Genomic DNA, 25,934 nt, shown 5'->3' on the forward strand with positions numbered 1-25,934 from the left:
TGGCCTCCGTTATTTGCCGCTGAGTGAGTTGTGGATCAGTTCCAGCCAGTTAGGCACGGTCAGATGGAAGGATTCGATCATCTTCATATCGAAGCCGCGGAAGAAACCGCTCAGCACGAACAGCGCCACGATAGCCACCATCATCACTTTCGTGACGTGGTTCCAGCCGCTCTCTTCGACGCCTTTACCAATCAAAATACCGAGCACCAGACCCGGTACGGCGTTGCCCATTATCAGCTGCGCTGCGCCGCCAAAGACGGTCGCCCAGAAACCCGATTTCTTGCCAGCATCGATTGCCGCCAGCCAGAAGATCACCGGCATCACGGTGTTGACCAGCAGGTTTGCCGCTGGTACCAGCACCTTCACGGCAGTAACCTGCAGCGCCGCCGGTACGGATGACGCGGTCAGGTTCAGGAAGGTCACGACAATCATGCCAATCACGCCACAGGCAATCGCCATGCGTCTGGGGTCATGCAGCGTCTCACCGACATTACGGTTTTTAAGCATCAATGCCGCCGCACCCCAGTTAGGGATGATGCGGTGGTCAACGTCCTGCGTGAACGCCCCCGCCGCAACGGATGAAGCCCAGGCGTTAAAGAAGAAGCCCAGGCCGAATGAGAAGTGAGAAGCAGGATCCCCTTCACAGGAATTCAGCTCCCCCAGAGTACGAAACGCGCCCATCCCCTGAGAGGTAGGCGCATGAAACATGCGTGCAGCCCCAGCGCCGACACCTACGCCAACCAGCGCGCCGATGATGAGCGATTTTATTAATATTATCAGGAACATAATTATGCCTTTTAATAGTGAATCAGCGTTGCGTGACGAAATCCACCTTCTCAAGATTGATGGCAGTCACGTTGACGGTCACATCCAGCTCCACGCTGAAAGTGCGTCTTTCGCGGCGCAAAAAGAGGAATAAGAACGCTTCTTTACGCACCGTTTCACGCGCTTGAACAACCTGCACATCCTGTGGCTCAATACGCAGTAAGATATGCGGCGACCCTTTCATCACCGCGGCCTGAACGTGGTTCAGGGCATCGGCAAAGGCGCGCGCTTTGGCGTCACCCTTACCCGTGACTCTCACCGTTGTGGTGAATTGCTCTTTCATACTTAAGCGCCGTATTTCTTTTGCCACGCCTGCACCAGGCGCTCGCCGAGCTCTTCTTTGTCCATAAAGCCGAATCCCAGCACGTTGCAGCCTTCGTTGATGGCGGTGACGCCCTCTTCAACCGAGCGCATACCGTATTTGGCTTTGTAACCATATTTGGTCTGCGCGGTGATAGCCCCCGCGCCGCCGCTGCCGCAAAACGAAATGCCAAAGGTGGCGTTTTCCGCTTTCATCATGTCACCCAGCTTCATATCTGCCGCCACGCCCGGTACCACGACCGCACGACCGCCTGCTTTCTCAACGCCTGCCGCCACTTTCTGGCCTTTACCCAGACGATCGCCAATCACCACAGTAATCTGTTCCATCTTGTGCTCCTTAAAGGTTCTCTTTTGCGACTTCGAAATGCACCGACAGCAGCCAGGCCTCTTCTTCAGGAAGGTTGCCAAACTCCGCCACGATGTCGCGGGCAAGTGCCATTGATTCGGCAGATATTTCATCAAATAAGCTGGCATCGACTTCAGGTAGCGGTTCACCCGTCACCGAGCGGTGCGCCATGGCGCGAACATGCGATGTCAGCATTTGTTCCTGTACGGCATTGGGAATGATGTGGCGTGCGCGCAACAGGGCATACACCTGCGCCAGCATGCGTTCGGCCAGTTCACCAGACGGTGTCACCGATTCCCCCCTGTCATTCATTACCGCTCCGTTATTCACTCGTCATACCCCACTAATGGCTCTAAGCGTAAACTAACGGTGGAGGTTAAAAGTTTGTAGCGAGTTGTTTTCCACTTCGAAGTGGAAAGGTGAGCAACGATAGTGATCTGTGCCGCAAAAAGGGCGGGATTGGTTATTTATCGCCTGGATAACGTGATGGGGATCGCACGAGATAGCAGGGAAACCGCAAGCGGCAGGAAAAACGGGTTGGCGTTAAAAGTTAAAAAATGTGATGGGTAGAGCGTTTACTTATGGGGGGCGGTGCCTGATGGATACGCTGTCGCGTCTTATCCGGCCTACGACGTCGCGCAGGCCGGATACATAAATTAACGGTACTTCTTATGGTAAGCGTTGCGGGTGGTTTTTAGCTCCTCCGCTGCCGCTTTCGCCTCTTTGACTTTACCTTCGTTCGCCAGTTTTAACGCGCCGTCGATCTGGCCGATCAGCGTGTCAAAGCCATGACGGAAATCTTTCATCTCCGGGCTGTCCGGGGATTTAGTTTCCAGCTTCGGTGGCGTTCCTTTTTGTGCATCCTGCGCGGCTGCACGCATTTTGGTTAACGCGTCTTTCAGTTCAGTTGCGTTATCCGTTTTTTCCACGATTTTCAGGTTGTCGTTGAGGATCCCCATATCGTCTTCGAGATCGGCTGCAAACGCAGATGAACCTAAAACCAGCGTTGAAGCCGCGACGATCGCTAACAGGTGTTTACGCATTGCTCACTTCCTTTTTTATTATTAAGAATAACGCCAGATACCCGTAATAATTCACGCCGCAGCTCGAAGTATGACGGGTATTACTGCCCGGCGATTTTCATCTCCGGCAGTAGCACAGAACCACACTGTATATTACTGCGCGTTTCAATATCGTTACCGACGGTGACAATATTGCGCCACATGTCTTTCAAGTTACCGGCGATGGTGATTTCACTCACCGGGTACTGAATTTCACCGTTTTCGACCCAGAAGCCAGCCGCGCCGCGCGAATAATCGCCGGTGATACCACTCACGCCCTGCCCCATCAGCTCGGTTACGACCAGACCCGTGCCCATCTCTTTGAGCAACTGCTCGAAGCTTAGACCTTGTCCGGGAATACGCCAGTTATGAATACCACCGGCATGACCGGTGCTTTTCAGTCCCAGCTTGCGGGCAGAATAGTTGGTCAGCAGCCACTGAGTCAGGACGCCGTCTTTGATAATATCGCGACGTTCCGTACGCACGCCTTCGCTGTCGAACGGCGAAGAGGCCAGCCCTTTCAGCAGATGCGGGTGTTCTTCAATGGTCAGCCATTCCGGCAGAATTTGTTGGCCCAGCGAGTCCAGCAGGAAGGTAGATTTACGATACACCGAGCCACCTGCAATCGCCCCGACCAGGTGTCCAAACAGGCCGGTCGCCACTTCATTGGCGAAAATAACCGGTGCTTTCATTGTGGACAGTTTACGCGGTGACAGACGGGATAAGGTGCGGCGCGCACAGTCGGCCCCCACCCATTCCGGCGTTTGCAGATCGCCGATTGCGCGGCCAATGGTGTAGGCGTAGTCGCGTTCCATATCGCCATTTTCTTCTGCGATCACGCAGCTGGAGAGAGAATGACGCGTGGAGCAGTAGCCCTGCAGCATACCGTGGCTGTTACCAAACACTTTGATGCCGTAGTGGCTGTTAAAGCTGCCACCTTCGGTGTTAGTAATTCGCTTATCGGCCTGCAACGCCGCTTGTTCAGCACGTGCCGCCAGTTCGATAGCTTCGTCAGGCGAGACTTCCGCCGGGTGGAACAAGTCTAAATCTGGCGCATCAAAGGCCAGCAGTTCTTTATCCGCCACGCCTGCGCACGGGTCCGGCGAGGTGTAACGAGCAATATCCAGCGCAGCCTGCACGGTACGCGCAATCGCCTGTGGACTTAAATCGGTGGACGACGCACTACCTTTACGGTTCTGGTGATACACCGTAATGCCCAGCGCCCCGTCGCTGTTGAATTCTACGTTCTCCACTTCACCATAACGGGTGCTGACGCTAATACCCGTCGTCTTGCTTACGGCGACTTCTGCACCGTCCGACTGAGCTGATGCTAATTCCAGTGCTGTCGAGACTGCTTCTTCCAGAATCTTACGCTGCGCTTCAACTTGTGAGATTACTTTCATCGCAAATGCCATAATGTAGAGAGAGTTTCTCTGAAGTCTAACAGAGAACCGTTTTTCAGTGCGCATCTTAACTGGTAACATTAGCCTCTTTTTTTAAGGAGCCTGACATGACTAAGCAGCCCGAAGACTGGCTCGACGACGTTCCCGGTGATGACATCGAAGACGAAGACGATGAAATTATCTGGGTCAGTAAAAGTGAAATAAAACGTGACGCCGAGGAGTTAAAGCACCTGGGCGTGGAACTGGTAAAACTGGGGAAAAACGCGCTTGATAAAATCCCGCTCGATGCGGATTTACGTGCCGCCATTGAGCTGGCTCAGCGTATTAAGATGGAAGGCCGTCGCCGCCAGCTGCAGCTGATTGGCAAGATGCTGCGTCAGCGCGATGTCGATCCTATCCGTCAGGCGCTGGATAAGCTGAAGAACCGTCACAACCAACAGGTTGTAATGTTTCATAAGCTGGAGCAGCTGCGCGATCGTTTGATCGTTGAAGGTGATGATGCGGTAGCGGAAGTCCTCAGACTGTGGCCGCACGCCGATCGCCAACAGCTTCGTTCTCTGGTTCGCAATGCGAAGAAAGAGCAGGAAGGCAATAAGCCGCCGAAATCAGCACGTCAGATTTTTCAGTATTTGCGTGAGTTGGCAGAAAACGAAGTCTAATTCGTCGGCAATGACTCTTATAAGGGTAATTTATTACCCTTATAAGACATTTATATTGTTAATATAATAATCAATACTATTCCTACCAGCTATTTTTATAGTGATCAAATATTGTTGCAGTCAGCACCTGAAAGTGATTGAATCTGAGTTCTGAACGGAAGCGCTTCGGATAATATTTATATTCACAAGGATTATAAAATGGAGAAGGAATCAATTAATGAAAAATGGCGAGAGCGTTTTGACTTTCTGAGTACGCATGGATTGCCAGGAACACCCTCTTATACGAAAACGTATAGAACAATGACGTTTGGACAGAGGATAAGTATAGGAGCCAACTTATATGCTTTTTTCTTCGGCTTTGTCTACTTCTGCATCCTGGGCTTATGGAAAAAGGGACTGGTATTATTTTTGGGTGTAGCGGCCATACAGGCCGCACTGATCGCAATAGAAACTGTGGCAGATATTGATATGAATGCCTTTGCCAAAGTCATAAATATTGGATACGCCTGTGTATGCTCTTATTTAGTCAATACCGCCTACTACCTGCGCATGGTGAAGGGTGTTGAAAGCTGGAATCCGTTCCAGGGGTTAACCCGTAAAAGCGCAGAAGCGGTGTCAAACCTGCCATCACGTCAGTATTAATCTCACAGGGAGCATATTTGGCTCCCTGCTATTATTAAAAAGCAATTAATAATGTGGTCGATACGTACATCGCAGCTGATAAGCAGGTGATAATGAAAGCACAAAACGCCTTTAAACGATAATTCGACGATATCATTCCGGCAATACTCATCGAAAAACCAACAACAAAAAAAAGTATTCCAGCCATGACGAGAAATATAGCTATACCATCATCATCAATACTTGCGGTTATGAGATACAAGAAAAAGCAAATTGCCAGAGCTAATCCAATGAAACTTACCCAAAGAGAAACCGTTACCATTTCTCTGTTACCATCACTTGAAGAGACTATACTCGCTGTCATATTAAGGAGCACCGATCCTTGTGTAAAATATTAAAATAATGTTTTCAATATGCAGCAAAATTATATTTATTGCAATAACCAATCAGAACAGGAAAAAGAAATCTGACGACATCAGTTTTCTTTTTTATTTAGAGAAACAAAGTTTAGCAAAACGAGCTTGCCGGATGGCGGCGTAAACGCCTTATCCGGCCTACAGTAGATCGTAGGCCCGGTAAGCATTGCGCCACCGGGCATTTTTTTACTCTTCGGCTTGTGCCTGTGCTTTCTTCGCCAGGCCGTCCAGCAGTTTTTGATGAATACCGCCAAACCCGCCGTTGCTCATCACCAGAATGTGATCGCCAGGCTGCGCGGTTTTCACCACCATGTCCGCCAGCGCGTCAACATCACCGCTCCAGTGAGCAGGCTGCACGCAGGCTTCCGCGACTTCCGATACCAGCCACGGAATGTGCGGCGGTTGCAGCAGAAACACTTCATCTGCACGACCTAACGACGGCGCCAGATCGTCTTTGCACAGTCCCATTTTCATGGTGTTAGAACGTGGTTCCAGCACGGCAATAATGCGCGCCGTGCCACCGACTTTTCCGCGCAGCGCGGCGAGCGTTGCCAGAATCGCCGTCGGGTGATGGGCGAAATCGTCATACACCGTCACGCCATGGGCTTCGCCGCGCAGTTCAAGACGTCGACGTGCGTTAATGAACGAGCCCAGCGCATTGGCGGCATCCGCAGGCTGAACACCAACGTGGCGAGCGGCAGCAATGGCCATCAGGCCGTTGTGCATGTTGTGTTCGCCGACCAGGCCCCACTTCACTTCGCCCACTTTTTCACCGTCTAACAACACTTCCCATTCGGAGGCATCGGTCGTCAGTTTCTTCGCCTGCCAGTGACCTTGCTCACCAACCAGTTCCTGTTCGCTCCAGCAGCCCATCGCCATCGTCTGTTTCAGATTGATGTCGTTTTCCGGGTAGATGATGCGTCCCTGACCCGGCACGATACGTACCAGATGGTGGAACTGTTTCTGAATGGCTTTCAGATCGTCAAAGATATCCGCGTGATCAAACTCAAGGTTGTTGAGGATCAGCGTACGCGGGCAGTAATGTACGAATTTGGAACGCTTATCGAAGAATGCGCAGTCGTACTCGTCCGCTTCAATAACGAAAAAGTCGCTTTCACCCAAACGCGCAGAAACCTCGAAGTTCCCCGGCACACCGCCGATGACAAAGCCCGGCTTATAGCCGCAGACTTCGAGGATCCAGGTCGCCATTCCAGCCGTGGTGGTTTTGCCATGAGTTCCCGCCACTGCCAGCACCCAGCGATCGCGCAGCACAAAGTCATGCAGCCACTGCGGGCCAGACATGTACGGAATGTTCTTCTCCAGCACCGCTTCCACGCACGGATTACCGCGTGTCATGGCATTGCCGATGATCACCAGGTCCGGTTGCGGGTCGAGCTGGCTGGCATCGTAACCCTGAATCAGTGAGATGCCCTGCTTCTCAAGTAAGGTGCTCATCGGCGGATACACATTGGCGTCCGAACCCGTTACTTCATGACCGAGCGAGCGAGCCAGCATCGCCAGACCGCCCATGAAGGTGCCACAAATTCCCAAAATATGAATGCGCATACGTCACTATCCTTTTTTAATCTGGGGGTCATTTTACGCACATGTCAGGCAACTGAGAAACGCATTTCAGGATAATCCGCAGTTTGCTGGCGCGATTCACCTAAGCGCGAGGGCTGAAATATTTGTTAAGATTATGGCGGTCGCTTTACTCCATACAATTTGCAGGGAAAGTGTTATGAAAACGTTAGGTGAATTTATTGTCGAAAAGCAGCACGAGTTCTCTCATGCTACCGGTGAGCTGACTGCTTTGTTATCGGCAATAAAGCTGGGCGCCAAGATCATCCACCGCGATATCAACAAGGCCGGTCTGGTCGATATCCTGGGTGCCAGCGGTGCTGAGAACGTGCAGGGAGAGGTTCAGCAGAAGCTCGATCTGTTCGCGAACGAAAAACTTAAAGCTGCACTGAAGGCACGCGATATTGTGGCGGGCATTGCCTCTGAAGAAGAAGATGAAATCGTCGTCTTCGAAGGCTGTGAACACGCAAAATACGTTGTACTCATGGATCCACTGGATGGTTCATCGAACATCGATGTTAACGTCTCTGTCGGCACGATCTTCTCGATTTATCGTCGTGTCACCCCTGTCGGTACACCGGTAACGGAAGAGGATTTCCTGCAACCGGGTAACAAGCAGGTGGCGGCGGGCTACGTCGTTTACGGTTCATCCACCATGCTGGTGTATACCACCGGTTGTGGCGTACATGCGTTCACCTACGATCCTTCTCTGGGCGTATTTTGCCTCAGCCAGGAGCGCATGCGTTTCCCGGCCAAAGGCAGCACCTACTCCATTAACGAAGGCAACTACATCAAATTCCCGAATGGCGTGAAGAAGTACATTAAGTTCTGCCAGGAAGAGGATAAAGCCACCCAGCGCCCGTATACCTCGCGCTACATTGGCTCTTTGGTGGCGGATTTCCACCGCAATCTGCTGAAAGGCGGGATCTATCTGTACCCGAGTACCGCCAGCCATCCGGATGGAAAACTGCGCCTGCTGTACGAATGCAACCCAATGGCGCTGCTGGCCGAGCAAGCGGGCGGCAAAGCAAGTGACGGTAAAAACCGTATTCTGGATATTATCCCGGAGAGCCTGCACCAGCGTCGTTCATTCTTCGTCGGTAACGACCATATGGTTGAAGACGTTGAACGTTTAATCCGTGAGTTCCCGGACGCGTAAGACTCAGACGCCGGAGCAATCCGGCGTCCTTTACGTGCTTAGTTGACGAAGGTCAGTTTGACCCGTTTTGATACGCGGAAATACGGTATCCAGATAAGGATCTGCGCCGCGCAGGAGACAAACGCTTTTATATCGTCAGTGCTCAGCCCCACGCCATAAAACATGGCACCCAACCAGCTGTCCATCGCGTAGTAAAGCGTGGTGCCTAAAATGAAGGCAGTATAAAACTTGGGTAGCTGACGTTTCTTTTTGAAAAACAAAAACGTCGTGTAAACCAGCAGCATTAAGAGAACGGCCATACAGACGAGTTCAAAAATAACCAGCGCACTCACGTCCGTTTCAGTGTGCAAAACAAACATCGCCACACCGAAAAAGCCAATGACCCCAGAAATGACGGACATCACCAGCGTCACCGCCGGTAAATAAAGCCAGCCGCCAATTCCCGTATATTTTTTATTCTCACAACGCGTGCAGTGGGTATCCGGAGGCAGTACGTTCTCCCCACAGCTGGCGCATGCTGTCGGTAGCCCTTCGCCTTCGATTCCTTTCATGCTTTTGATTCCATTAAGTAAGTGTAGCCTCCTAGTGTATACGCATTACCCGCTATACGCGAAAAACAGCCCACGACATCATTTTGACGCGCTCGTGGTATTCACCCGTGTGACCGGTGAACTTTGGCGGTTTTCCCATAGCACCGTCAGACCGCGCTGTAAGGCGATAAAAACAAACAGCAGAATACCGATGGCGATCTTCGTCCACCATGAGCTTAATGTGCCGTCAAAGTTAATGTAGGTCTGAATCAATCCCTGGATTGCCACGCCAAACAGGGTGCCCAGCACCGTGCCCACGCCACCGCTCAGCAACGTACCGCCGATCACCACCGAGGCAATGGCATCCAGCTCGACGCCGACGCCTGCCAGCGCATAACCGGCCTGGGTATAAATGGAGAAGACAATCCCGGCTAGCGTCGCCAGCCCAGTAGAAAGCATATAGATGCGGATTGTCGTGCTGCGGGTCGAGATCCCCATCAGGTTAGCTGACGTCGCGCTACCGCCAATGGCGTACACCTGATTGCCAAAGCGTGTACGGTGCGCAAGGAAGATACCGATCACCACTACGCCCAGCATCAACAGTCCCATGGCGCTCAGACGACCACCGCCGGGGATCTTCCAGGCAAGGCTGGAGAGCGTGTCATAAATCGGGTGGTTAATGGGGATAGACTCTTCGGAGACCAGATAGCTGACGCCACGCAGAAAGAACATTCCCGCCAGCGTAATAATAAACGCCGGTATCTTCAGGGCATCAATCAGTAACCCCATAAAGGCGCCAAATGCGCAGCCCATCGCCAGAACCAACGGGAACGCCAGCAGCGGAGAAATCCCCCAGTAACCAATGGCTTTGGCCAGAAATACGCCGGTAAAAGCAATCACCGAACCGACGGAAAGATCGATGCCGCCGGAGAGGATCACGAAGGTCATACCCACGGCGATAATGCCTAAAAAGGCGTTGTCGGTCAGGATATTGCAGATCACGCGCGTCGAGGCAAAGGCCGGGAACTGCGTCAGGCAGTAGAGGTAGCCCAGCACAAAGACGCCAAGGGTGATCATCAGCGGTAAGTTACGTTTTATCATGACCACGCACTCCTTTTATCAGGCTGATAAAGCGTTGCGACTGGACGACCAGCACGCACAGCACCACGATGGCTTTAACCACCTGGTTGAGCTCCGGCTGGAAGCCGGACAGTAAAATCCCGGTGTTCATGCCCTGAATAATCAACGCCCCCACCACCGACAGCAGCAGGTTAAATCGCCCGCCCATCAGCGAACCGCCGCCGATCACTACCGCCAGAATGGCATCCAATTCCAGCCATAACCCGGCGTTGTTGGCATCGGCTCCGCGAATATCCGCCGTGACGATAATCCCGGCAATGGCCGCGCACAGACCGCTCAGCACATAGGTGAGCATCACGATAACGCGGGTATTCACACCGGCATTTTTCGCCGCCCGAATGTTGATGCCGACCGCCTCAATAAACATACCCAGCGCCGTTTTACGCGTCAGCAGCCAAAAAGCGACCAGCGTTAGCAGCGCGATGATCACCGGCGTCGGGAACAGCAACAGCGATCCGCTACCGAACCATGACAGATCGGGCGAGTTAAACGTGACGATCTGCCCGGAGGTGATCAACTGCGCTACCCCACGCCCGGCCACCATCAGGATCAACGTGGCAACAAACGGTTGGATCTTGAGGATGGCCACCAGAATCCCATTCCACAATCCCGCCAGGATACCGGAGCCTAACGCCGCAAGCAGGACCACCGGGAGGCTGTGCCCGGCAACCGTCATCGCGGCGGTGGTTGCCCCCGCAATGGCCATCACCGCGCCAACGGAAAGATCGATACCGCCGGTGGCAATCACCAGCGTCATGCCAATCGCCAGCAGCGCCACGGGCGCGGCGCGGTTGAGAATATCAATCGGGCTGCCGAACAGACGGCCATCCTGCAAAATCACCTGATAAAAGTGCGGGGCGACCAGGCTGTCAACCAGCAGCACCAGCAGCAGCGCCACCAGTTGCGGCATGCCCTTCGGCCAGCGAAATCGTCGTTTCGCGGTGTTGGATTGAGGGAGAGATTGAGGCATCACAACAGTCTCCTTAGGCCGCAATAGCGTTCATGATTGCCGGTACGGACAGTTCAGCCAGCGGGATCTCGGCCACCTGTTTGCGATCGCGCATGATAATGACCCGATCGGCGTAACCCACCAGTTCTTCCAGTTCAGAAGAGATCACCAGCAGCGCCAGACCGTCGGCGCACAGTGTCTCGATCAGGCGAATGATCTCGGCGTGTGCCCCAACGTCGATCCCACGCGTGGGTTCATCAAGGATCAAAAACTGCGGTTTGGTCAGCAGCCAGCGCGACAGCAGTACTTTTTGCTGATTACCGCCGGAGAGAAACTCGATCGGCTGTTCGGCATTGGGGGTGCGGATACCCAACTGGCGGATAAAACGCTCGGCAATGTCATTTTGCTCTTTGCGCGGAATCGGCCGCAGCCAGCCGCGCTGTGCCTGCAGGGCCAGGATGATATTTTCCCGCACCGAGGCGGCAGCAATAATGCCGTCCGTTTTCCTGTCTTCCGGGCAGAAGCCGATCCCCAGACACGAGGCCTGATGCGGCGATCGCAGGGTCTGCGGTTTGCCTTTGATCAGCGCACTGCCGCTGTCGGCAGGTTTAATGCCAAAGATCACTTCTGCGGTTTCTGTACGTCCCGATCCCAGCAACCCCGCCAGGCCGACGATCTCGCCGGGACGGACCTGCAGATCGAACGGTGCGATCGTGCCTTTTTTGCCAAAACCACTGAAGGCCGCCACCGGTTTGTCACTCAGCAACGTGCGGCCCGCACGCTGCAACGCGTGGGTATCCAGTTCCCGACCGAGCATCATCTTCACCAGTTCGATCTGCGGCAGTTCGCGGGTTTCGCGACAGCCGACAAAGCCACCGTTACGCAGAACGGTGATCCGATCGCTGACTTGATAGACCTGATCGAGAAAATGGGTAACGAAGATCAGGCTGACGCCGCGATCGCGCAGATGCCGCATCAGACCGAACAGCATCTCGACTTCCTGGGTATCCAGGCTGGCGGTGGGTTCGTCGAGGATCAATACTTTCGCCGACAGATCGATAGCCCGGCAAATGGCGACAATTTGCTGCATCGCCACCGAAAAACGGTTTAACGGCTCGCGCACATCAAGGGAAAAACCGTAGGAGGCCATCAGCTCCGTAGCACGCTTTTCCATTTGCTTGCGCTGCAGCAGGCCAAAGCGTCGCGGCTCGCGGCCAATAAACAGGTTATCTGCCACCGACATATTGGGCAGCAGGTTCACTTCCTGATACACGGTGCCAATCCCCAGTTGCTGGGCATGGGCGGTATTCTTGGGTGAGATAGCCTGGCCTTCAAGCCAGATGGTGCCGCGATCGGCGTGGTAAACGCCGGTCAGCGCTTTGATCAGCGTCGATTTACCGGCTCCGTTTTCACCGAGCAACGCCATAATCTCGCCACGCCGCAGGCTGAAATCCACGTTATCCAGCGCTTTGACGCCAGGAAAAAATTTACTTAACCCTTCGGTGCGAAGGATTTCCTGATGTTGGTCGGTGGTCATGGTATTCCTCCGGCATTACGCCGGATGGCGCTACGCTTATCCGGCCTACAAAAGCGCTTAATGTAGGCCGGGCAAGCGCAGCGCCCCCGGCATTTTCATGAAGGCTTAGTAGCCCATGTTTTTCTTCTTCTCTAGCTCTTCTTTCGCGGTATCCGGCAGATAGAGGATAGATTTGGTAATGGTCAGCTTCTCAGGCATGGTGCCGTCTTTTTTGAATTTCTCCAGCGCGTCAAAGGCTGGACCGGCCATGTTCGGCGTCAACTCGACGCTGGCGTTGGCTTCCCCGTCAATCATCGCTTTATAGATATCCGGCACGCCGTCGATAGAGCCGGTCAGAATGTCTTTGCCCGGTTTCAGACCCGCTTCTTTGATTGCCTGAATCGCCCCGATCACCATGTCATCGTTGTGGGCGTAAACCATACAGATGTTCTTGCCGTTGTTTTCCGCTTTGATAAAGCTCTCCATGACTTCTTTGCCTTTACTGCGGGTAAAGTCGCCGGACTGAGAGCGGATAATTTTGATGTTTGGTGCCTTGGCAATGGCTTCAGCAAAGCCTTTTTTACGGTCAATCGCCACGCTGGCACCGACGGTTCCTTGTAGCTCCACAACGTTACACGGCTTGCCGTTCACTTCTTTAATCAGCCAGTCGCCAATCAATTTGCCTTCCAGCACGTTGTCGGCCGTCACGGTGGTCATATAGAGAGATTTGTCTTTGACATCGATGGAACGATCGAGCAAAAAGACCGGGATCTCGGCATCTTTTGCTTCTTTTAATACCGGCTCCCAGCCTGTTGCTACCACTGGCGCAATGAAAATAGCATCCACGCCCTGCGCCACGAATGAACGTACCGCTTTAATCTGGTTTTCCTGTTTTTGCTGGCCGTCGGCAATTTTCAGCGTAATGCCGCGCTTCTCGGCCTCGCTTTTCGCTACGTTGGTTTCTGCTGCACGCCAGCCGGATTCAGACCCGACCTGCGAAAATCCTACGGTTAAAGGGGCGGCCATCGCCATAGATGACATGGCTGCCGAAACTGCTGTGACTAAAAGTAAGCGCTTCCACATAAGTGCGTCCTCGTAGGGTGATTATTGTTGATTAATAAACCGTCGCGAAAAAACTATAGACAATCGAGCATGTAACGGATTGCGTTACATCACACTTCAAAAAAGTAAATAAAACGTTAATCACAAGTTTGTAATCGCTTTCATTACCCTATGAAAAATGCAGCTGAAGTTATGGATTTTTCTGTCATCAAGACAGGGAGAAAAAGCGAAAATCCGAGGTGGCAAATCGAAAACAAGCGGAGACATTCAGCGCGAGTTGGCTATAATACCCGCCACTTGTTTGCCATAGCATATTTAAAGGAAACAGACATGAGCTTACTCAACGTCCCTGCCGGTAAAGATCTGCCGGAAGATATCTACGTTGTTATCGAGATCCCTGCGAACGCAGATCCGATCAAATACGAAGTTGACAAAGAGAGCGGCGCCCTGTTCGTTGACCGCTTCATGTCCACTGCGATGTTCTATCCGTGCAACTACGGTTACATCAACCACACCCTGTCTCTGGATGGCGACCCGGTCGACGTTCTGGTCCCGACACCGTACCCGCTGGAGCCAGGTTCAGTGATCCGCTGCCGTCCGGTTGGCGTACTGAAAATGACCGACGAATCCGGTGAAGATGCGAAACTGGTTGCGGTACCGCACACCAAGCTGAGCAAAGAATACGATCACATCAAAGATGTGAACGACCTGCCGGACCTGCTGAAAGCGCAGATCACTCACTTCTTCGAGCATTACAAAGATCTCGAAGCAGGCAAATGGGTGAAAGTTGACGGTTGGGACAACGCTGAAGCCGCTAAAGCTGAAATCGTTGCATCCTTCGAGCGTGCGAAGAAATAAGTTCGCCTGAGCTCAAAACCCTGAACGCCAGCGTCTGGTTAGTAAGGGTTTTTTACTTCTCATTTTCCCTCTCTTCGTTTTTCCTTTCTCCGCTGTTTTCTTTTTGACCTACCAGATCGGGTAGTCACATTTTGCTCATCTTATTTGCGAATGAGACTAGATCTCATTATCATTCGCAACACGTAAATAAATGTGAATAAACGTCAATGAACCTCCACACTGTGAAGTCCCTGAAACACTATTCCGCCGTGGCCCTCGCCACAACATTGTTATTTACCAGCCTGCCCAGCATGGCAGAGACGCTGTCTGAGAAAGATTTCCTGACCCGCGACGTCGGTAACGGGGTGTATGAGTTGGCGGTTGATGGCCAGCAGAAGGCGCTTTTTGCCGCCTCTTCACCGTCGTTTGATAAAGACAAAACCCGCGGGGTTATCTACAAACTCGATCTGGAGAAACTCACCACCACCGAAGTCATCGAGACCAGCCGCCGGGCGTTTGCTACCGCGCTGGATGAAGAAAATCAGGTGCTGTATGTCGGTAATACGCTGGAAGGTTCGGTGACGATTATCGATACCCGCAGCGGTAAAGAACGGGCGATACTGCAACTGAGCGATACCAGCAACCCGAAGGAAATCATCCATACGCGTGAAATGGTGCTGGATAAGCAACATCACCGCCTGTACGTTTCCGGCGTGGCTGAAAAAGGCGTTATCTGGGTGGTGGATACGCAAAAGCGTGAAAAAATAGCCACCCTTGAAAATATGGGCGAATACCCGACCGGCATGGCGATTGATGCTACAAACGATCGTCTGTACGTGGTGAACGGCAGAAACGAGCTGATTACGCTGGATACCACCCGCCACAAAATAATTAACCGTTTTTCCGTTGAACCCGCTAAAAAGCATTTCTTCCTGAATATCGCCCTTGATAGCAAAAATAATCGCGCGTTCCTGACCGATCCTGATTTAGCCGATGTTCTGGTTGTCGATATTCATACCGGAAAAGTCATTGCCCCAATCAAAGTCATTAATTCACTGGCCGTTCTCTATAACGAGACGCGTCAGGAAGTTTATATTACACACCGCAATGCCAAGCAGGTCAGCATTGTCGATAGCAACACCTATCAGGTAAAACACAGCATTGAAACCAATGCGTTACCTAACAGCCTGGCGCTTTCGCCGGACGCTAACACCTTATATGTCAGCGTAAAACAGCCGGAAAAAATGATTGGCGTCAAGCCCGACTACGTGCTGAAAATCGATTTATCTCAATACTAATAATCAAAAACTATTTTGCACCTTGTCGCCATGTTGCGCGGCAAGGTGGCGCTTTTATTTTTTTACTTTTCAGGTGTCTTATATTATGAAAACGCGTCAACTTATTACGCTGACAGGGATCGTTGCATTCTCAGGCGGGGTTATTTTTCCCGCGCAGGCCGAAGAATTAACGGAAACCTCACGCAATAGCGAAGATGAAATGGTGATTACGGCGTCCGGTTTCTCGCAGCAAAAGCGTGAAGCCCCGGCGACTATTTCAGTTATCGACCGTAAAACGCTGGATATTCAGCCGGACCGCAACGTGGGGGAAGCCATTAAAAATATTCCCGGCGTCTCGGTGTCGAACAGCAGCGGCATGAATGCTGGCAGCATTATGATCCGCGGCATGGACCCGTCCTATACCGCCTTCATGGTGAACAGCGTCAAACAAAATACCGGCCAGTCACGCCCCTATGGGCACGACATCGGCACCGAAGCCAACTTCTTACCGCCAATGGAAGCCATTGAGCGCATCGAGGTTATTCGTGGGCCGATGTCATCATTGTACGGTTCCGATGCCATCGGCGGCGTGGTTAACGTCATCACCAAAAAGCCGTATGGGGCGAAAGACTGGACGACGGCAATTGCCGCGAATACCTGGCTTCAGGAACACCAGTATCTCGGCAATACCAGTCAGATGAATCTGTTCACCATGGGGCCAATTATTCCCGATGTTCTCGGCTTAAGCGTGGCTGCCGACTGGCTCGACCGTCGCGACGACGATCGGAATAATTACTTCGGCAAACATAACCGCAAATCCGTGGATATGACGCTGGGTCTGGCCGCCAGCGAAAATAACCTCTTCGATCTCAACGTTGTCACCGGCGAGCAGGAAAAAAACCGCACCCAGAAACGCGGTGCGCCGTGGTCATGGTTATATGATCGTAACGCCGCCACCCTGACCCATACCGGCTGGTATGCCGACGATACTATCGCGACAACTAACTACATTAACTACGAAAAAGGCCGCTCAAAATACGTTTATGACGGGCAGTCACCGCAGTATGTGCAGATGGAAAACTACGTCGCCAATTCACAAACCACCTTCACGCTCGACACCCATAAGCTGACCGTCGGGGCGAACTTCACCCGCGAAGAGTTAAACGACCGGTTTGATGTCGCCAACAAAACGCTGCCAGGCTCGGAGCCTGTTACCAAAATCAGCCGCAACGGTTGGGCGTTGTTCGTGGAAGACGGCTGGAGCATCAACGATTTCATCCTGACGACCTCCGCACGTATGGATCAGGACGATAACTTTGGTACGCACATTACGCCGAAAATGTACGGCAACTGGGCATTCAACGATGCCTGGGCGCTGAAAGGCGGCGTCTCCGCCGGATATAAAAAGCCGGAACTGCGAGCCACCTCCAGTAACTTCGTCACCCCTTACGGTTCAACCGTGCCCTATCCCTTCCTGACGGTCGGCAATGACGACTTAAAACCGGAGAAAAGCGTTAACTCTGAGCTGGGTCTGTACTGGACGGGCGATGTGCTGTCGCTCGATGGCACCGTGTTCTATACGCAATTCAAAGACAAGATTGCGGAACAAACCATTTGTGAAACCACGGCGACCAACCAGTGCTCAGTCAATGGCTACAACGCCGACTCGGTGAGTAAATACTTTAACGTCAGCGAAGCCGATGTGTACGGCGTCGAACTCAACGCCGACTGGCAAATTAGCACCGACGTCAAAGCCAATGCCAACTACACCTACAACCACAGCGAGCAGAAAAGCGGCGTCAACAAAGGCTACGCACTGAACGATTACCCACGCCATATGGCGAACCTTTCACTGAACTGGACGGCGACGCAAAGCCTCGACGTGTGGAGTACGGTGAACTACCGCAGCAGCAACCGCAACAGCGGTAATAACAACAAGTACGATGATTACACGATGGTGGATGTGGGCGTACGCTACCAGTTGAATAAGCACACACAGCTGATGGCGGGGGTCTACAACGTGCTGGATGAGGATCCGAAACTCACGACCGCATGGAGTGAGTCCGCTCAGGTGGAAGGACGCCGCTATAACCTTGGCGCGCGCGTGGAGTTCTAAATCCTAAAAAACAACGCCACCCGAGGGTGGCGTGTTATACCTGTCGTCTTTCAAACTGCCTCTGCGTTGGCTTTCCTCGCTTACCCCAGTCACGTACTGATGTACGTGACTGGGGATTCCTGCGTCGCCGCCTTGATGCAACTCGAAATCCATCAGGTATATGTTAGTACTTGTCGCGGTCTAACCAGTTACCGCTTTCTATCAGCGTTAACCCATCTACCGGACGTTGATATACATACATCCATGCACTTCCGTAAGGCGTCTGAATTAACTGGCGTGCGTACTCTCCGCCACGCGAGCGCAGCGCATCAAGCTCTGCCAGCGTGGCGTTATCAATACGATAAACTTCCCCGTGTACCGTTCCGTTTCCCGGAACCGCGCCTGGATAGTGGCCCAGACTGTACAACTGGTAGTTATCGATGCTGAAATTACCCAGCAACTGGGCGTTGGTCATCCAGTGGCTGTTACCTTGCTTGGTACGTAAACTACCATAAACAAATATTCGCATTGCTAAAACTCGAACTGATAGAGCAAATCAAGTGCCTGATCAACGCCAGACACAGCTTCCAGATATAGCTTAGGCATCAGACGATAACGTAGCGTGAGTGTCGCTAAAGAGTCAAATATACCCACACCATATTTCACCTGCAGACCTGGCAGTACATATCCGCTGACAACCACCTGAGATGAATCGCCCACCCCTTGCGTGTCCAGCGCCAGATTGCTTACGCCAAACGTCTCCCCGATTTTACCCACAATCTGACCACTTTGTGCAACCCCTAAGCCAATAAGCATAGACGTCATTGCCGCACTATCGCTCTGTTCGCTGTCCAATCCTTGCCCGCGCAGCAGGTAAGAGAGCGCCATTTGCTGCGACATCGCCGGGTCGGAGAAGATTTCCGCTTTCGGTTCATCTGCCGTACCCGTTACGCGAACACCGGCGATCACGTCGTCTTCGGTGGCATCCGGGTTACGAATAGCCTCGATATTGAGCAACGGCTGATCCGGTGGACCGGAGAACAACAGCTCACCTTTACGTACAATCAAATCCTGACCATACGCATGGAAGCGGCCGCTTGGGATATTAATCTGCCCATTGAGGCCCAGCCCCTGCTTATCCTGTGCCACTTTGAGATCGCCCGTCAAACGTGCTTTCAGACCAAAGGCATCGATACGCACGTTGTTGCCGACGTGGATGTTCAGGTTGCTGTTGATCGGGATCCCGGCGCTCTGCGGTTTCTCCGGCTGTAGATTGTCATTGAGCATCACCATATCACTGGAAACACCGACCGCGCTTTCCGGCAGGTCGTGCACCACAATACGCGCCCACGGCACATCGACATTGCCGTTCAGGGTAAACAGGTTCGGCGTGGCTTCAAATTCCACATCCGGCGAGACATCCAGGCGCACCATTGGCGGCACGGTGATACGCACCCGGCTGCCTTTGGCCGCAATGCGCGCTCGCCAGTTGTCTAGCTGACTCCAGTCGGCGTCACCGCTCAGGTTTATCTCTCCCTGCTGCGTGCGCACCACGCCCGCAATTGTCGAACGGGTCCCGGTGAAGTTAACGGCCAACTGGCTGGGTTGCATGTCGAACGGCATAAAGTTGCCGTCAACGTCCAGGCCGCTCAGCTGCAACTGGCCGAGCAATTGTGGACTTTGCAGGTCACCTCCGAGGCGCAGGTTGGCGTTTAGCATTCCGGCGGCTTTTTCGCCGCGCGAGAAGATAGGGTTCACCATCGCCAGATTGAAATTGCGGATATTGACGTTCCCGCCCAGATTACGTCGTCCTTGCGGGTCACTTATCTGCACCTGACCGTCAAACTGGCCGTTATTGGTCAGGCGGATCAGCCAGCCCAGTTCGGCACGGTTGTTGTGCAGGTCGGCGGTGAGATTCAGCGTGTCAAACGCCACCGGCAGCGGGGCATCGTTGACGCTTTGTGTCACCTTCACATTACGTCCATTCAGCGTCACCTGCCCCTGCGGCAGTCCTTCTTTGGTGGTGTCCCAGCTCACATCGGCCTTGCCTGTAAACACGCCGCTGGCCTGGGTGGCATCCGGCATAAACGGTTTCAGCATCGCCAGATCGAAACGGTTAAGGTTCACCACTGCGCGACCTTCCGCTCCGGCATCTATCGTCTGCGGTACGCACAGTTCCGCATTTGGGTTGTTCCAGCAGTGCGGCCCGATGCTGATTTTCTGTTCCTGATTGCGGTAATCCAGCGCAATGGCGCGGTTCAGCGACCACGGACCAACCGGGGTCTGGAAGCGGGTATTGCTTAATTCCCCTTTCCAGCGCTGCTCTTTGCGATCAAAACTCCCGGCCAGATCAAGCTGTCCCGAAACCGGCTCGCCCTGAATACGTAGCTGCAGCTCATGCTGCTTTTCGCTTCCTTTGGCGTTCAGCGTAACCAGATTGATGTTCACATCAGGTTGCACAATCCGCTCAACGCGCACGTTGAGGTTACCGGCAATCTGCTCCGCTGATTTCACATCGCCTTCAACACGCACCTGAGCCACGGACAGTTCCTGCCAGCGCAGGCCACGGGCAGTGATATCCGCCAGCAGTTCCGGCGCCTCTACCGTACCACGCACCTTGACCTGCCCCTTCGCCGTGCCGCCCAGCCCCGGCAGCGCGTTATCCAGACTTGGGGCATCAATCGTCGCGTCGAGATTGAGATCTTTGACGCCCAGCTCACCTTTCACCTCAGCGCTGTTGCGCCCCAGTTCCAGATGCAGGCCGGGGATGGTCCACTGCAGGTAGCTGTTACCCTTCAGCGAGCCGTTCACATTGACCTTGTTCTGCTTCACGTTACCGCTCAGCTTCAGCTCTGGCACCTCCATCTGCCAGCTTCCGCCGTACAGGCTACCGCGGGTTTTGATCACACCATTCAGTTTCGAGGGCCAGTCCGGCACCTCTTTCGCCGTATTGATGCCGTCCAGCGTCAGCTCCCCGCGCCAGCTAATGGCTTGCTGCCAGTCCACCAGCGCTTTCAGCTCGGTTTTACCTTCCAGTGCGGCAACGCTAAGTTTGTCGAGATTGATCTGCTGCTCATTGCCTTTGGCATCCAGCGTGATGATCGCCGGAGGAATATCCTGGCCTTTCACGGCGGCGTGCATCGAGAGCGTATAGTCGGTCATCTTGCCGGTCAGCTTGAGCTTGATGTCATCGGCCTGGAACTGCTTATCGCCGGTAAATGGCCAGTAAACCTGCTTACTCACCACCTCCAGATTGAGCGGTAATCCCGCTTCCGCCAGACGTGTCTGTGCACGCAGATCCATGTCCACCTGACCAGACAGATTGACACCCACTTCCAGCTGGTCACGCAGCGCGCCGCCAACCTTCAGCTTCACCTTCTCGCCTTTTAACGGTTCGATGTTCAGCGTGCTGTTGAGGGTAATATCAACCGGCCATTTGTCGGTCAGTTGCGCCGTACCGCTGGCCTTCACTGCCCCCTGGCTGGAGTCGATATCCAGCGCGTCGAGCTTCATGTTGCCGTCAATGCTGCTCACCTTCAGCAGCATGTTATATACCGTTAAATCCGTATCACCGGTGACGCGCAGCTGTTCACCGCGAAATTCTTCGATATTAAGATTCAGCGGCAGATGAACGTCGGTCATTTCCGGCAAAACAGGTTTTGAGAACAGATCTTTCAGCGTTTCGCCCAGCGGTTTTTCATCCGGCTGCGGGTTTTGGATCTTCGGTTCCACCACCTCTTCCTGCGCCACGTCCGCCACTTTTGGCAGGGCGATTAACAGCCCCTGCAATGACGTAGGTTTCAGGGTCAGCGTTTTTTCCTGCCAGTTCAGTCCGGAGGTAAAATCCAGCACCGACACCGTGGTGTCATCGATTTTGATATTGATGTTGTTAAGCGCCACGCGGGAAAGCGTGATCGGGTAAGGCGTGGAGAGGTTTAGCGGGCCGCTGTCTTCTTCCTCAACCGGCGCAGAAGGCGGCATCTTTTTGCTGTCGATCGCCACGTTGATGTCTTTCAGCGACAGATCGTTGACGCACAGGCTGCTGTCCCACAGGCAGTTAAGACCAACGGCCAGATGCACTTCACCGGCATTCACCGCCACACCAGGTTGGTCGTAGCGAATATTTTTAAGCGACAGATCCCGCCAGCCGCCGGTGACCTGGCCAATCTCCAGCCCTGGAACCCAACGATTAGCGGCCTTGAAGACCAAATGCAGGCCCGAGGTCGTGCCGACGAGGAACGCCACGGAGCCCAACAACAGCAGGATAACAATCAATACGCCGAGGCTTATCTTCTTCCATAAACTCATAATTCAGGCCCCAGACCGATGTAAAACTGTAAACCATGTTCATCTTTGTCGCCGATCGGCGCAGCTAAATCGAGCTTGATCGGCCCGACCGGTGACTGCCAACGAACGCCAACCCCGGCACCGGTTTTGAAATCGCTTCGGCGGATATCGCTCACCGCTTCACCGCTATCCACAAACATCGCCCCCCACCATTTACCGGTTACGTTGTACTGGTATTCCAGCGATCCGGTCGCCAGCTTGGAGGCCCCTTTCAGCTTGCCGTCACTCCCTTCAGGCGAAATAGATTTGTATTTATAGCCGCGAATACTGCGATCGCCCCCGGCGAAGAAACGCAGGTCCGGCGGGACTTTGTCGAAATCGCCGGTTTCAATCCAGCCGAGGTTGCCACGCATCACAAAGCGATGGCTGTCGTACAGCGTACGGATCCAGACGTTTTGCGCCTGAAAGACGGAGAAGTCGACGTCAGAGCCCCAGGCAGTATTGGAGTAATCAATGGAATAGCGCTGGGAATCGCCCCAGACGGGCATCAGGCCGCCGCGCGAGCGCGTCCGGCTGATCATCACGCCCGGATACAGCAGCATCGTGGTGTTGGTGACGTTACCCTGAGTAAAGTGGTCAAGACTCCAGCGCAGGTTGATCGCACGCTGCCAGCCGCTGGAGAGGTCCCAGTAGCGGGAGACGGCAAGCGTGGTTGAGTCCTGCTCGGTGTCGTTCAAATCGGTACGTTTAAAGCCCCCCTGCACCAGGTAATACTGCTCCAGCGGGTTCTTTAACAGCGGCATTTTATAGCTGAAATCCAGGACCTGCTCCGGCGCAGAGATACTGGCACTGGTGGTCAGGCTATGGCCGTAGGAGTTCATCCACGGCTTTTTCCACGTGGTTTTTAACCGTGGCCCGACGTCGGTTGAATAGCCCACCCCGGTTTCAATGGTGTTTTCCGTGCGTGGTGAGACCACACCTTTCAGCGGTAACACTTTGGTTTCGCGGGCTTTGTCGAACTCTGGTGCCACCACGACAGAATTAAACCAGCCGGTTGCTGAGAGACGGCGGTTCAGCTCCGCCAGGTCTTTGGATTCGTACTCTTTGCCCTCTTTGAACGGCACCAGGTTTTGCAGGTACTCATCGCGAATTTGCGAACCTTCAAAGGTGACATGACCAAAGCGATAGCGCTCACCGCTGTTGTAATCGATATCCCAGAACGCCTGGCGACGATCGAGCGCAATCCCCAGCTGGCTTTTATTAAATTCACTGTCAAAGTAGCCTTTGCGCAGCGCCACGCTGGTTAATGACTTTTTGAAGCTGTCATAGTCTCCTTGATTGAGCACCGTGCCGATTGCCGGACGCGTTTTCAGCAGATCCAGGTAATCGCTATCGGTGCGCGCCCCGCCGCGTAAAACAACGTCGGTGCCACCAATAAGTACCGGCTCTCCGGGCGTCACTTTAGCGATTAATACCTGACGTCCCTTCGCCGGCGGCGGACGCAGTTCAAAATCAATGGTCGGCTCAAAATAGCCCAGCGCTTTTAACCCTTCGCGAATAGCGTCATCAACGCGCGCACGAAAACGTCGGTCCGGTGTGACTTCATCACTTTGAATCGTGGACAACTGCGCACGGACGTTTTTCTCCAGCGGTCCCGATAATCCTTCGACCTGTAAGCGAACATTTGCGGCGACGGCCGGGCCGCTTAAGCACAGCAACCCCACCCAACACAACTGACGGATATGTGGCACATTTTCTCCTGAATATCCTTTTTTCCCACCCCTGGAAAAAAATACTCTGCCGTTCCTCGGCTTAACAAAAAATCAACAATAAGAGTTGAAAAACAGACGGCAACCCAAATATTTCTTATGTTTAACTCTAGACGTATTCACGCCAGTTATTGTGGGCAAAGACGCGTCTTGTTACAACCTTAACCCAAATGACTGATTTCGGGAGAACGGCCATGAGTTTATTTGATAAAAAGCATCTTGTTTCTCAAGCAGATGCTCTACCTGGACGCAACACCCCGATGCCCGTGGCAACGCTGCATGCGGTGAACCAACATTCGATGACCCACGTACCCGAAGGGATGGAAATCGCCCTGTTCGCGATGGGCTGTTTCTGGGGCGTGGAGCGTTTGTTCTGGTCTTTACCCGGCGTTTACAGCACGGCTGCCGGGTATACCGGCGGCTACACGCCTAACCCAACCTATCGGGAAGTCTGTTCTGGCGAAACGGGCCATGCCGAAGCGGTGCGTATCGTTTATGACCCGCATGTTATCAGCTACGAGCAACTGCTGCAGGTGTTCTGGGAGAATCACGACCCGGCGCAGGGCATGCGTCAGGGCAATGACCAGGGCACGCAGTATCGTTCGGCCATTTATCCGCTCACGCCGGAGCAAAAGAGTGCAGCAGATGCCAGCCTCGCGCGTTTTCAGGCGGCGATGACCGCTGCGGGCGATGACCGCCACATCACGACAGAGATTAATACCGCCACGCCGTTCTATTATGCCGAGGACGATCACCAACAATATCTGCATAAAAACCCTTATGGATATTGTGGTATTGGCGGCATTGGCGTGTGCCTGCCGCCGCAGAACTAATCTGCTGCTGCCCGATGACGCTACGCTTATCGGGCCTGTCGGGTCAACTATTGCTCCCGCGCCAGCGCGGCATGGCGCGTGGCATTGGCGACGGTTCCCCTTTCCGTCACTTTGCCCTTGAGCAGCAGATTAAACACCGGCGCAGCCGGGCGATTGAGGCGGTTTTGCAGCAAATGCACCGCTTCTACGCCTAATGCCCGACAGGGAATGGTAATGCTGGTGACCGCAGAAACCACATGGCCATCCAGTTCTTTGACGTCCGTGGTCATCAGCGAGATATCATCGGGAATGCGTACCCCCAACGCTTCCAGCACGCGACGAACGCCGCTGGACATTGACGCCCCGGCACAGAAAATCACTTCCGGCCATTCGCTCTGCGGCAGTTCACGTAGCCGGTCGCTAATCGCCTGTATCGCCTCTGGTTCAGAAAATCCTTCCGTCACCAACAGATCGCGCCGGGCATCAAACGGCACCTGATACTGCCGATAGATCTCCTTTATGCCTTCCAGACGCCAGTACAGGGTTTCACGTCGTAGGCTGGTGACGTGGAGAATGCGCCGATGCCCCTGCTCAAAAAGATACTGCACCGCCTGGTTGCCAATCGATCGGTGATCGGGCGAGACCGCGTCCAATACCCCTTCTTTATCCTGTGAGTTGATCAGCACGCAGGGTTTTCCCAGCGACTGCGCCAGCTTATGCACGGTGGGGTCATCAATGCCGATGAGAATAATAGCGTTGATATTCTTACTGTTGGCCTTTTGCAGAAAGAGCTTGATGTCGGCTCGCTGCTCATCTAACCCGCAGTAGCTCAGATAGACATCATGCGGCGCAATAGCTTCAGCAATGCCGCGCGTCACTTCGAGGTAAAACACATCGCCCTGCGCAATGAATGTGCGCTGTGGAGCGAAGACCGCTATCCCGTTGATCAGCAGCCGCCCGCAGGCCAGCGTATCAAGCACCCCTAGCTGGCGCGCGCATTTCACGATGGCTTCCCGAGCTTTATCGCTGGTACAGGACTTCCCGCTCAGTACCCTCGACACGGTACTCACGGAGAACCCGGTTAAGGCAGCGATTTCATCCATTTTTAGCTTGCCTGACATTCTGTGACCTCGCTCGCAATCTATCTTTGCAAGTTTTTGCAAACATAGTTCATTGACTCTAAAACACTTTTTCAATATTTGTGCGAACTTCTTCCTCATCCTGCAACCGCTCTCACAAAATCACATTGTCGATATTCCAGGCGTTTC

24 protein-coding genes are annotated in these 25,934 nt (G+C 53.4%); 7 read left to right on the forward strand and 17 right to left on the reverse strand.

Annotated features, from left to right (window positions below; translation table 11 throughout):
* Positions 1-9: 9 nt before the first annotated feature.
* The 6 genes from IB214_RS21340 to pmbA form a co-directional block, all read right to left on the reverse strand.
* Positions 10-786 carry a DUF4311 domain-containing protein gene (locus tag IB214_RS21340; RefSeq protein WP_096758520.1) on the reverse strand — a complete coding sequence of 259 codons (777 nt, stop codon included), beginning with the start codon at positions 784-786 and terminating at the stop codon, positions 10-12.
* Between the two features lie 22 nt (positions 787-808).
* Complete coding sequence (locus IB214_RS21345) at positions 809-1,108, reverse strand: DUF4312 family protein (protein WP_096758521.1); 300 nt, start codon at positions 1,106-1,108, stop codon at positions 809-811.
* A gap of 2 nt (positions 1,109-1,110) precedes the next feature.
* Positions 1,111-1,473: an SFCGS family glycine-rich protein gene (locus tag IB214_RS21350; RefSeq protein WP_096758522.1), complete on the reverse strand. Its 363-nt coding sequence runs from the start codon at positions 1,471-1,473 to the stop codon at positions 1,111-1,113.
* 10 nt (positions 1,474-1,483) lie between these two features.
* The gene (locus tag IB214_RS21355; RefSeq protein WP_096758523.1) at positions 1,484-1,804 is read right to left on the reverse strand and encodes a glycine dehydrogenase; all 321 of its coding nucleotides are present in this window, start codon (positions 1,802-1,804) and stop codon (positions 1,484-1,486) included.
* 344 nt (positions 1,805-2,148) lie between these two features.
* Complete coding sequence (gene cybC, locus IB214_RS21360) at positions 2,149-2,535, reverse strand: cytochrome b562 (RefSeq protein ID WP_096758524.1); 387 nt, start codon at positions 2,533-2,535, stop codon at positions 2,149-2,151.
* Positions 2,536-2,615: 80 nt separating this feature from the next.
* Positions 2,616-3,968, reverse strand: coding sequence for a metalloprotease PmbA (gene pmbA, locus IB214_RS21365; RefSeq protein WP_096758525.1), 1,353 nt, complete (start codon positions 3,966-3,968; stop codon positions 2,616-2,618).
* Positions 3,969-4,063: 95 nt separating this feature from the next.
* Between pmbA and yjgA the strand changes: the two genes are divergently transcribed.
* Positions 4,064-4,615 carry a ribosome biogenesis factor YjgA gene (gene yjgA / locus IB214_RS21370; protein ID WP_115259582.1) on the forward strand — a complete coding sequence of 184 codons (552 nt, stop codon included), beginning with the start codon at positions 4,064-4,066 and terminating at the stop codon, positions 4,613-4,615.
* Positions 4,616-4,813: 198 nt separating this feature from the next.
* On the forward strand, positions 4,814-5,257 hold the full coding sequence (locus IB214_RS21375; RefSeq protein ID WP_117342407.1) for a DUF2628 domain-containing protein: 444 nt from the start codon (positions 4,814-4,816) through the stop codon (positions 5,255-5,257).
* Between the two features lie 34 nt (positions 5,258-5,291).
* On the opposite strand, the gene IB214_RS21380 is transcribed toward IB214_RS21375, so the two are convergent.
* Positions 5,292-5,600, reverse strand: coding sequence for a hypothetical protein (locus IB214_RS21380; protein WP_135953040.1), 309 nt, complete (start codon positions 5,598-5,600; stop codon positions 5,292-5,294).
* Between the two features lie 238 nt (positions 5,601-5,838).
* The gene (mpl, locus tag IB214_RS21385; protein WP_115259583.1) at positions 5,839-7,218 is read right to left on the reverse strand and encodes a UDP-N-acetylmuramate:L-alanyl-gamma-D-glutamyl-meso-diaminopimelate ligase; all 1,380 of its coding nucleotides are present in this window, start codon (positions 7,216-7,218) and stop codon (positions 5,839-5,841) included.
* A gap of 175 nt (positions 7,219-7,393) precedes the next feature.
* On the opposite strand from mpl, the gene fbp reads away from it, so the two are divergent.
* Entirely contained in the window at positions 7,394-8,392 is a 999-nt protein-coding gene (gene fbp / locus IB214_RS21390; RefSeq protein WP_096758530.1) for a class 1 fructose-bisphosphatase, read from the forward strand.
* Positions 8,393-8,430: 38 nt separating this feature from the next.
* On the opposite strand, the gene IB214_RS21395 is transcribed toward fbp, so the two are convergent.
* The 5 genes from IB214_RS21395 to ytfQ all read right to left on the reverse strand — a co-directional run bounded on the left by IB214_RS21395 (position 8,431) and on the right by ytfQ (position 13,610).
* A complete protein-coding gene (locus IB214_RS21395) occupies positions 8,431-8,943 on the reverse strand; it encodes a DUF2569 domain-containing protein (RefSeq protein WP_115259584.1) in 513 nt (170 codons plus the stop codon).
* A gap of 78 nt (positions 8,944-9,021) precedes the next feature.
* Positions 9,022-10,023 (reverse strand): galactofuranose ABC transporter, permease protein YjfF, encoded by a 1,002-nt coding sequence (gene yjfF / locus IB214_RS21400; protein WP_096758532.1) that lies wholly within the window; start codon positions 10,021-10,023, stop codon positions 9,022-9,024.
* Entirely contained in the window at positions 10,010-11,032 is a 1,023-nt protein-coding gene (ytfT, locus tag IB214_RS21405) for a galactofuranose ABC transporter, ATP-binding protein YtfT (protein ID WP_135953042.1), read from the reverse strand. The genes yjfF and ytfT overlap by 14 nt, the downstream gene beginning before the upstream one ends.
* A 13-nt stretch (positions 11,033-11,045) precedes the next feature.
* Positions 11,046-12,548, reverse strand: a complete 1,503-nt coding sequence (gene ytfR, locus IB214_RS21410; protein WP_117342409.1) for a galactofuranose ABC transporter, ATP-binding protein YtfR — start codon at positions 12,546-12,548, stop codon at positions 11,046-11,048.
* A gap of 105 nt (positions 12,549-12,653) precedes the next feature.
* On the reverse strand, positions 12,654-13,610 hold the full coding sequence (gene ytfQ, locus IB214_RS21415; RefSeq protein ID WP_096758535.1) for a galactofuranose ABC transporter substrate-binding protein YtfQ: 957 nt from the start codon (positions 13,608-13,610) through the stop codon (positions 12,654-12,656).
* A gap of 309 nt (positions 13,611-13,919) precedes the next feature.
* Between ytfQ and ppa the strand changes: the two genes are divergently transcribed.
* From ppa to IB214_RS21430, 3 genes are all read left to right on the forward strand, one after another.
* On the forward strand, positions 13,920-14,447 hold the full coding sequence (gene ppa / locus IB214_RS21420; RefSeq protein ID WP_005134479.1) for an inorganic diphosphatase: 528 nt from the start codon (positions 13,920-13,922) through the stop codon (positions 14,445-14,447).
* Between the two features lie 206 nt (positions 14,448-14,653).
* Positions 14,654-15,724: a YncE family protein gene (locus IB214_RS21425; protein ID WP_117342410.1), complete on the forward strand. Its 1,071-nt coding sequence runs from the start codon at positions 14,654-14,656 to the stop codon at positions 15,722-15,724.
* A gap of 85 nt (positions 15,725-15,809) precedes the next feature.
* Positions 15,810-17,819 (forward strand): TonB-dependent receptor, encoded by a 2,010-nt coding sequence (locus tag IB214_RS21430; RefSeq protein WP_135912674.1) that lies wholly within the window; start codon positions 15,810-15,812, stop codon positions 17,817-17,819.
* Positions 17,820-17,982: 163 nt separating this feature from the next.
* On the opposite strand, the gene IB214_RS21435 is transcribed toward IB214_RS21430, so the two are convergent.
* The 3 genes from IB214_RS21435 to tamA are packed head-to-tail and all read right to left on the reverse strand — an operon-like array spanning position 17,983 to position 23,836.
* The gene (locus tag IB214_RS21435; RefSeq protein WP_096758538.1) at positions 17,983-18,327 is read right to left on the reverse strand and encodes a gamma-glutamylcyclotransferase; all 345 of its coding nucleotides are present in this window, start codon (positions 18,325-18,327) and stop codon (positions 17,983-17,985) included.
* A 2-nt stretch (positions 18,328-18,329) separates the two neighbouring features.
* A complete protein-coding gene (tamB, locus tag IB214_RS21440) occupies positions 18,330-22,106 on the reverse strand; it encodes an autotransporter assembly complex protein TamB (RefSeq protein ID WP_117342412.1) in 3,777 nt (1,258 codons plus the stop codon).
* The gene (gene tamA / locus IB214_RS21445) at positions 22,103-23,836 is read right to left on the reverse strand and encodes an autotransporter assembly complex protein TamA (RefSeq protein ID WP_115259591.1); all 1,734 of its coding nucleotides are present in this window, start codon (positions 23,834-23,836) and stop codon (positions 22,103-22,105) included. The genes tamB and tamA overlap by 4 nt, the downstream gene beginning before the upstream one ends.
* Before the next feature lie 212 nt (positions 23,837-24,048).
* Between tamA and msrA the strand changes: the two genes are divergently transcribed.
* Positions 24,049-24,687 (forward strand): peptide-methionine (S)-S-oxide reductase MsrA, encoded by a 639-nt coding sequence (msrA, locus tag IB214_RS21450; RefSeq protein WP_115259592.1) that lies wholly within the window; start codon positions 24,049-24,051, stop codon positions 24,685-24,687.
* A gap of 47 nt (positions 24,688-24,734) precedes the next feature.
* Here msrA and IB214_RS21455 read toward each other — a convergent pair whose 3' ends face one another.
* Positions 24,735-25,787 carry a LacI family DNA-binding transcriptional regulator gene (locus tag IB214_RS21455; protein ID WP_117342413.1) on the reverse strand — a complete coding sequence of 351 codons (1,053 nt, stop codon included), beginning with the start codon at positions 25,785-25,787 and terminating at the stop codon, positions 24,735-24,737.
* Positions 25,788-25,934: the final 147 nt, after the last annotated feature.

This window comes from Citrobacter sp. C1 (genome assembly GCF_014596895.2).
GTDB lineage: Bacteria > Pseudomonadota > Gammaproteobacteria > Enterobacterales > Enterobacteriaceae > Citrobacter > Citrobacter gillenii.

Coding starts and splice junctions, on each gene's coding strand:
- IB214_RS21340 (WP_096758520.1), bottom strand. CDS start 786: ATGTTCCTGATAATATTAATAAAATCGCTCATCATCGGCGCGCTGGTT.
- IB214_RS21345 (WP_096758521.1), bottom strand. CDS start 1,108: ATGAAAGAGCAATTCACCACAACGGTGAGAGTCACGGGTAAGGGTGAC.
- IB214_RS21350 (WP_096758522.1), bottom strand. CDS start 1,473: ATGGAACAGATTACTGTGGTGATTGGCGATCGTCTGGGTAAAGGCCAG.
- IB214_RS21355 (WP_096758523.1), bottom strand. CDS start 1,804: ATGAATGACAGGGGGGAATCGGTGACACCGTCTGGTGAACTGGCCGAA.
- cybC (WP_096758524.1), bottom strand. CDS start 2,535: ATGCGTAAACACCTGTTAGCGATCGTCGCGGCTTCAACGCTGGTTTTA.
- pmbA (WP_096758525.1), bottom strand. CDS start 3,968: ATGGCATTTGCGATGAAAGTAATCTCACAAGTTGAAGCGCAGCGTAAG.
- yjgA (WP_115259582.1), top strand. CDS start 4,064: ATGACTAAGCAGCCCGAAGACTGGCTCGACGACGTTCCCGGTGATGAC.
- IB214_RS21375 (WP_117342407.1), top strand. CDS start 4,814: ATGGAGAAGGAATCAATTAATGAAAAATGGCGAGAGCGTTTTGACTTT.
- IB214_RS21380 (WP_135953040.1), bottom strand. CDS start 5,600: ATGACAGCGAGTATAGTCTCTTCAAGTGATGGTAACAGAGAAATGGTA.
- mpl (WP_115259583.1), bottom strand. CDS start 7,218: ATGCGCATTCATATTTTGGGAATTTGTGGCACCTTCATGGGCGGTCTG.
- fbp (WP_096758530.1), top strand. CDS start 7,394: ATGAAAACGTTAGGTGAATTTATTGTCGAAAAGCAGCACGAGTTCTCT.
- IB214_RS21395 (WP_115259584.1), bottom strand. CDS start 8,943: ATGAAAGGAATCGAAGGCGAAGGGCTACCGACAGCATGCGCCAGCTGT.
- yjfF (WP_096758532.1), bottom strand. CDS start 10,023: ATGATAAAACGTAACTTACCGCTGATGATCACCCTTGGCGTCTTTGTG.
- ytfT (WP_135953042.1), bottom strand. CDS start 11,032: ATGCCTCAATCTCTCCCTCAATCCAACACCGCGAAACGACGATTTCGC.
- ytfR (WP_117342409.1), bottom strand. CDS start 12,548: ATGACCACCGACCAACATCAGGAAATCCTTCGCACCGAAGGGTTAAGT.
- ytfQ (WP_096758535.1), bottom strand. CDS start 13,610: ATGTGGAAGCGCTTACTTTTAGTCACAGCAGTTTCGGCAGCCATGTCA.
- ppa (WP_005134479.1), top strand. CDS start 13,920: ATGAGCTTACTCAACGTCCCTGCCGGTAAAGATCTGCCGGAAGATATC.
- IB214_RS21425 (WP_117342410.1), top strand. CDS start 14,654: ATGAACCTCCACACTGTGAAGTCCCTGAAACACTATTCCGCCGTGGCC.
- IB214_RS21430 (WP_135912674.1), top strand. CDS start 15,810: ATGAAAACGCGTCAACTTATTACGCTGACAGGGATCGTTGCATTCTCA.
- IB214_RS21435 (WP_096758538.1), bottom strand. CDS start 18,327: ATGCGAATATTTGTTTATGGTAGTTTACGTACCAAGCAAGGTAACAGC.
- tamB (WP_117342412.1), bottom strand. CDS start 22,106: ATGAGTTTATGGAAGAAGATAAGCCTCGGCGTATTGATTGTTATCCTG.
- msrA (WP_115259592.1), top strand. CDS start 24,049: ATGAGTTTATTTGATAAAAAGCATCTTGTTTCTCAAGCAGATGCTCTA.
- IB214_RS21455 (WP_117342413.1), bottom strand. CDS start 25,787: ATGTCAGGCAAGCTAAAAATGGATGAAATCGCTGCCTTAACCGGGTTC.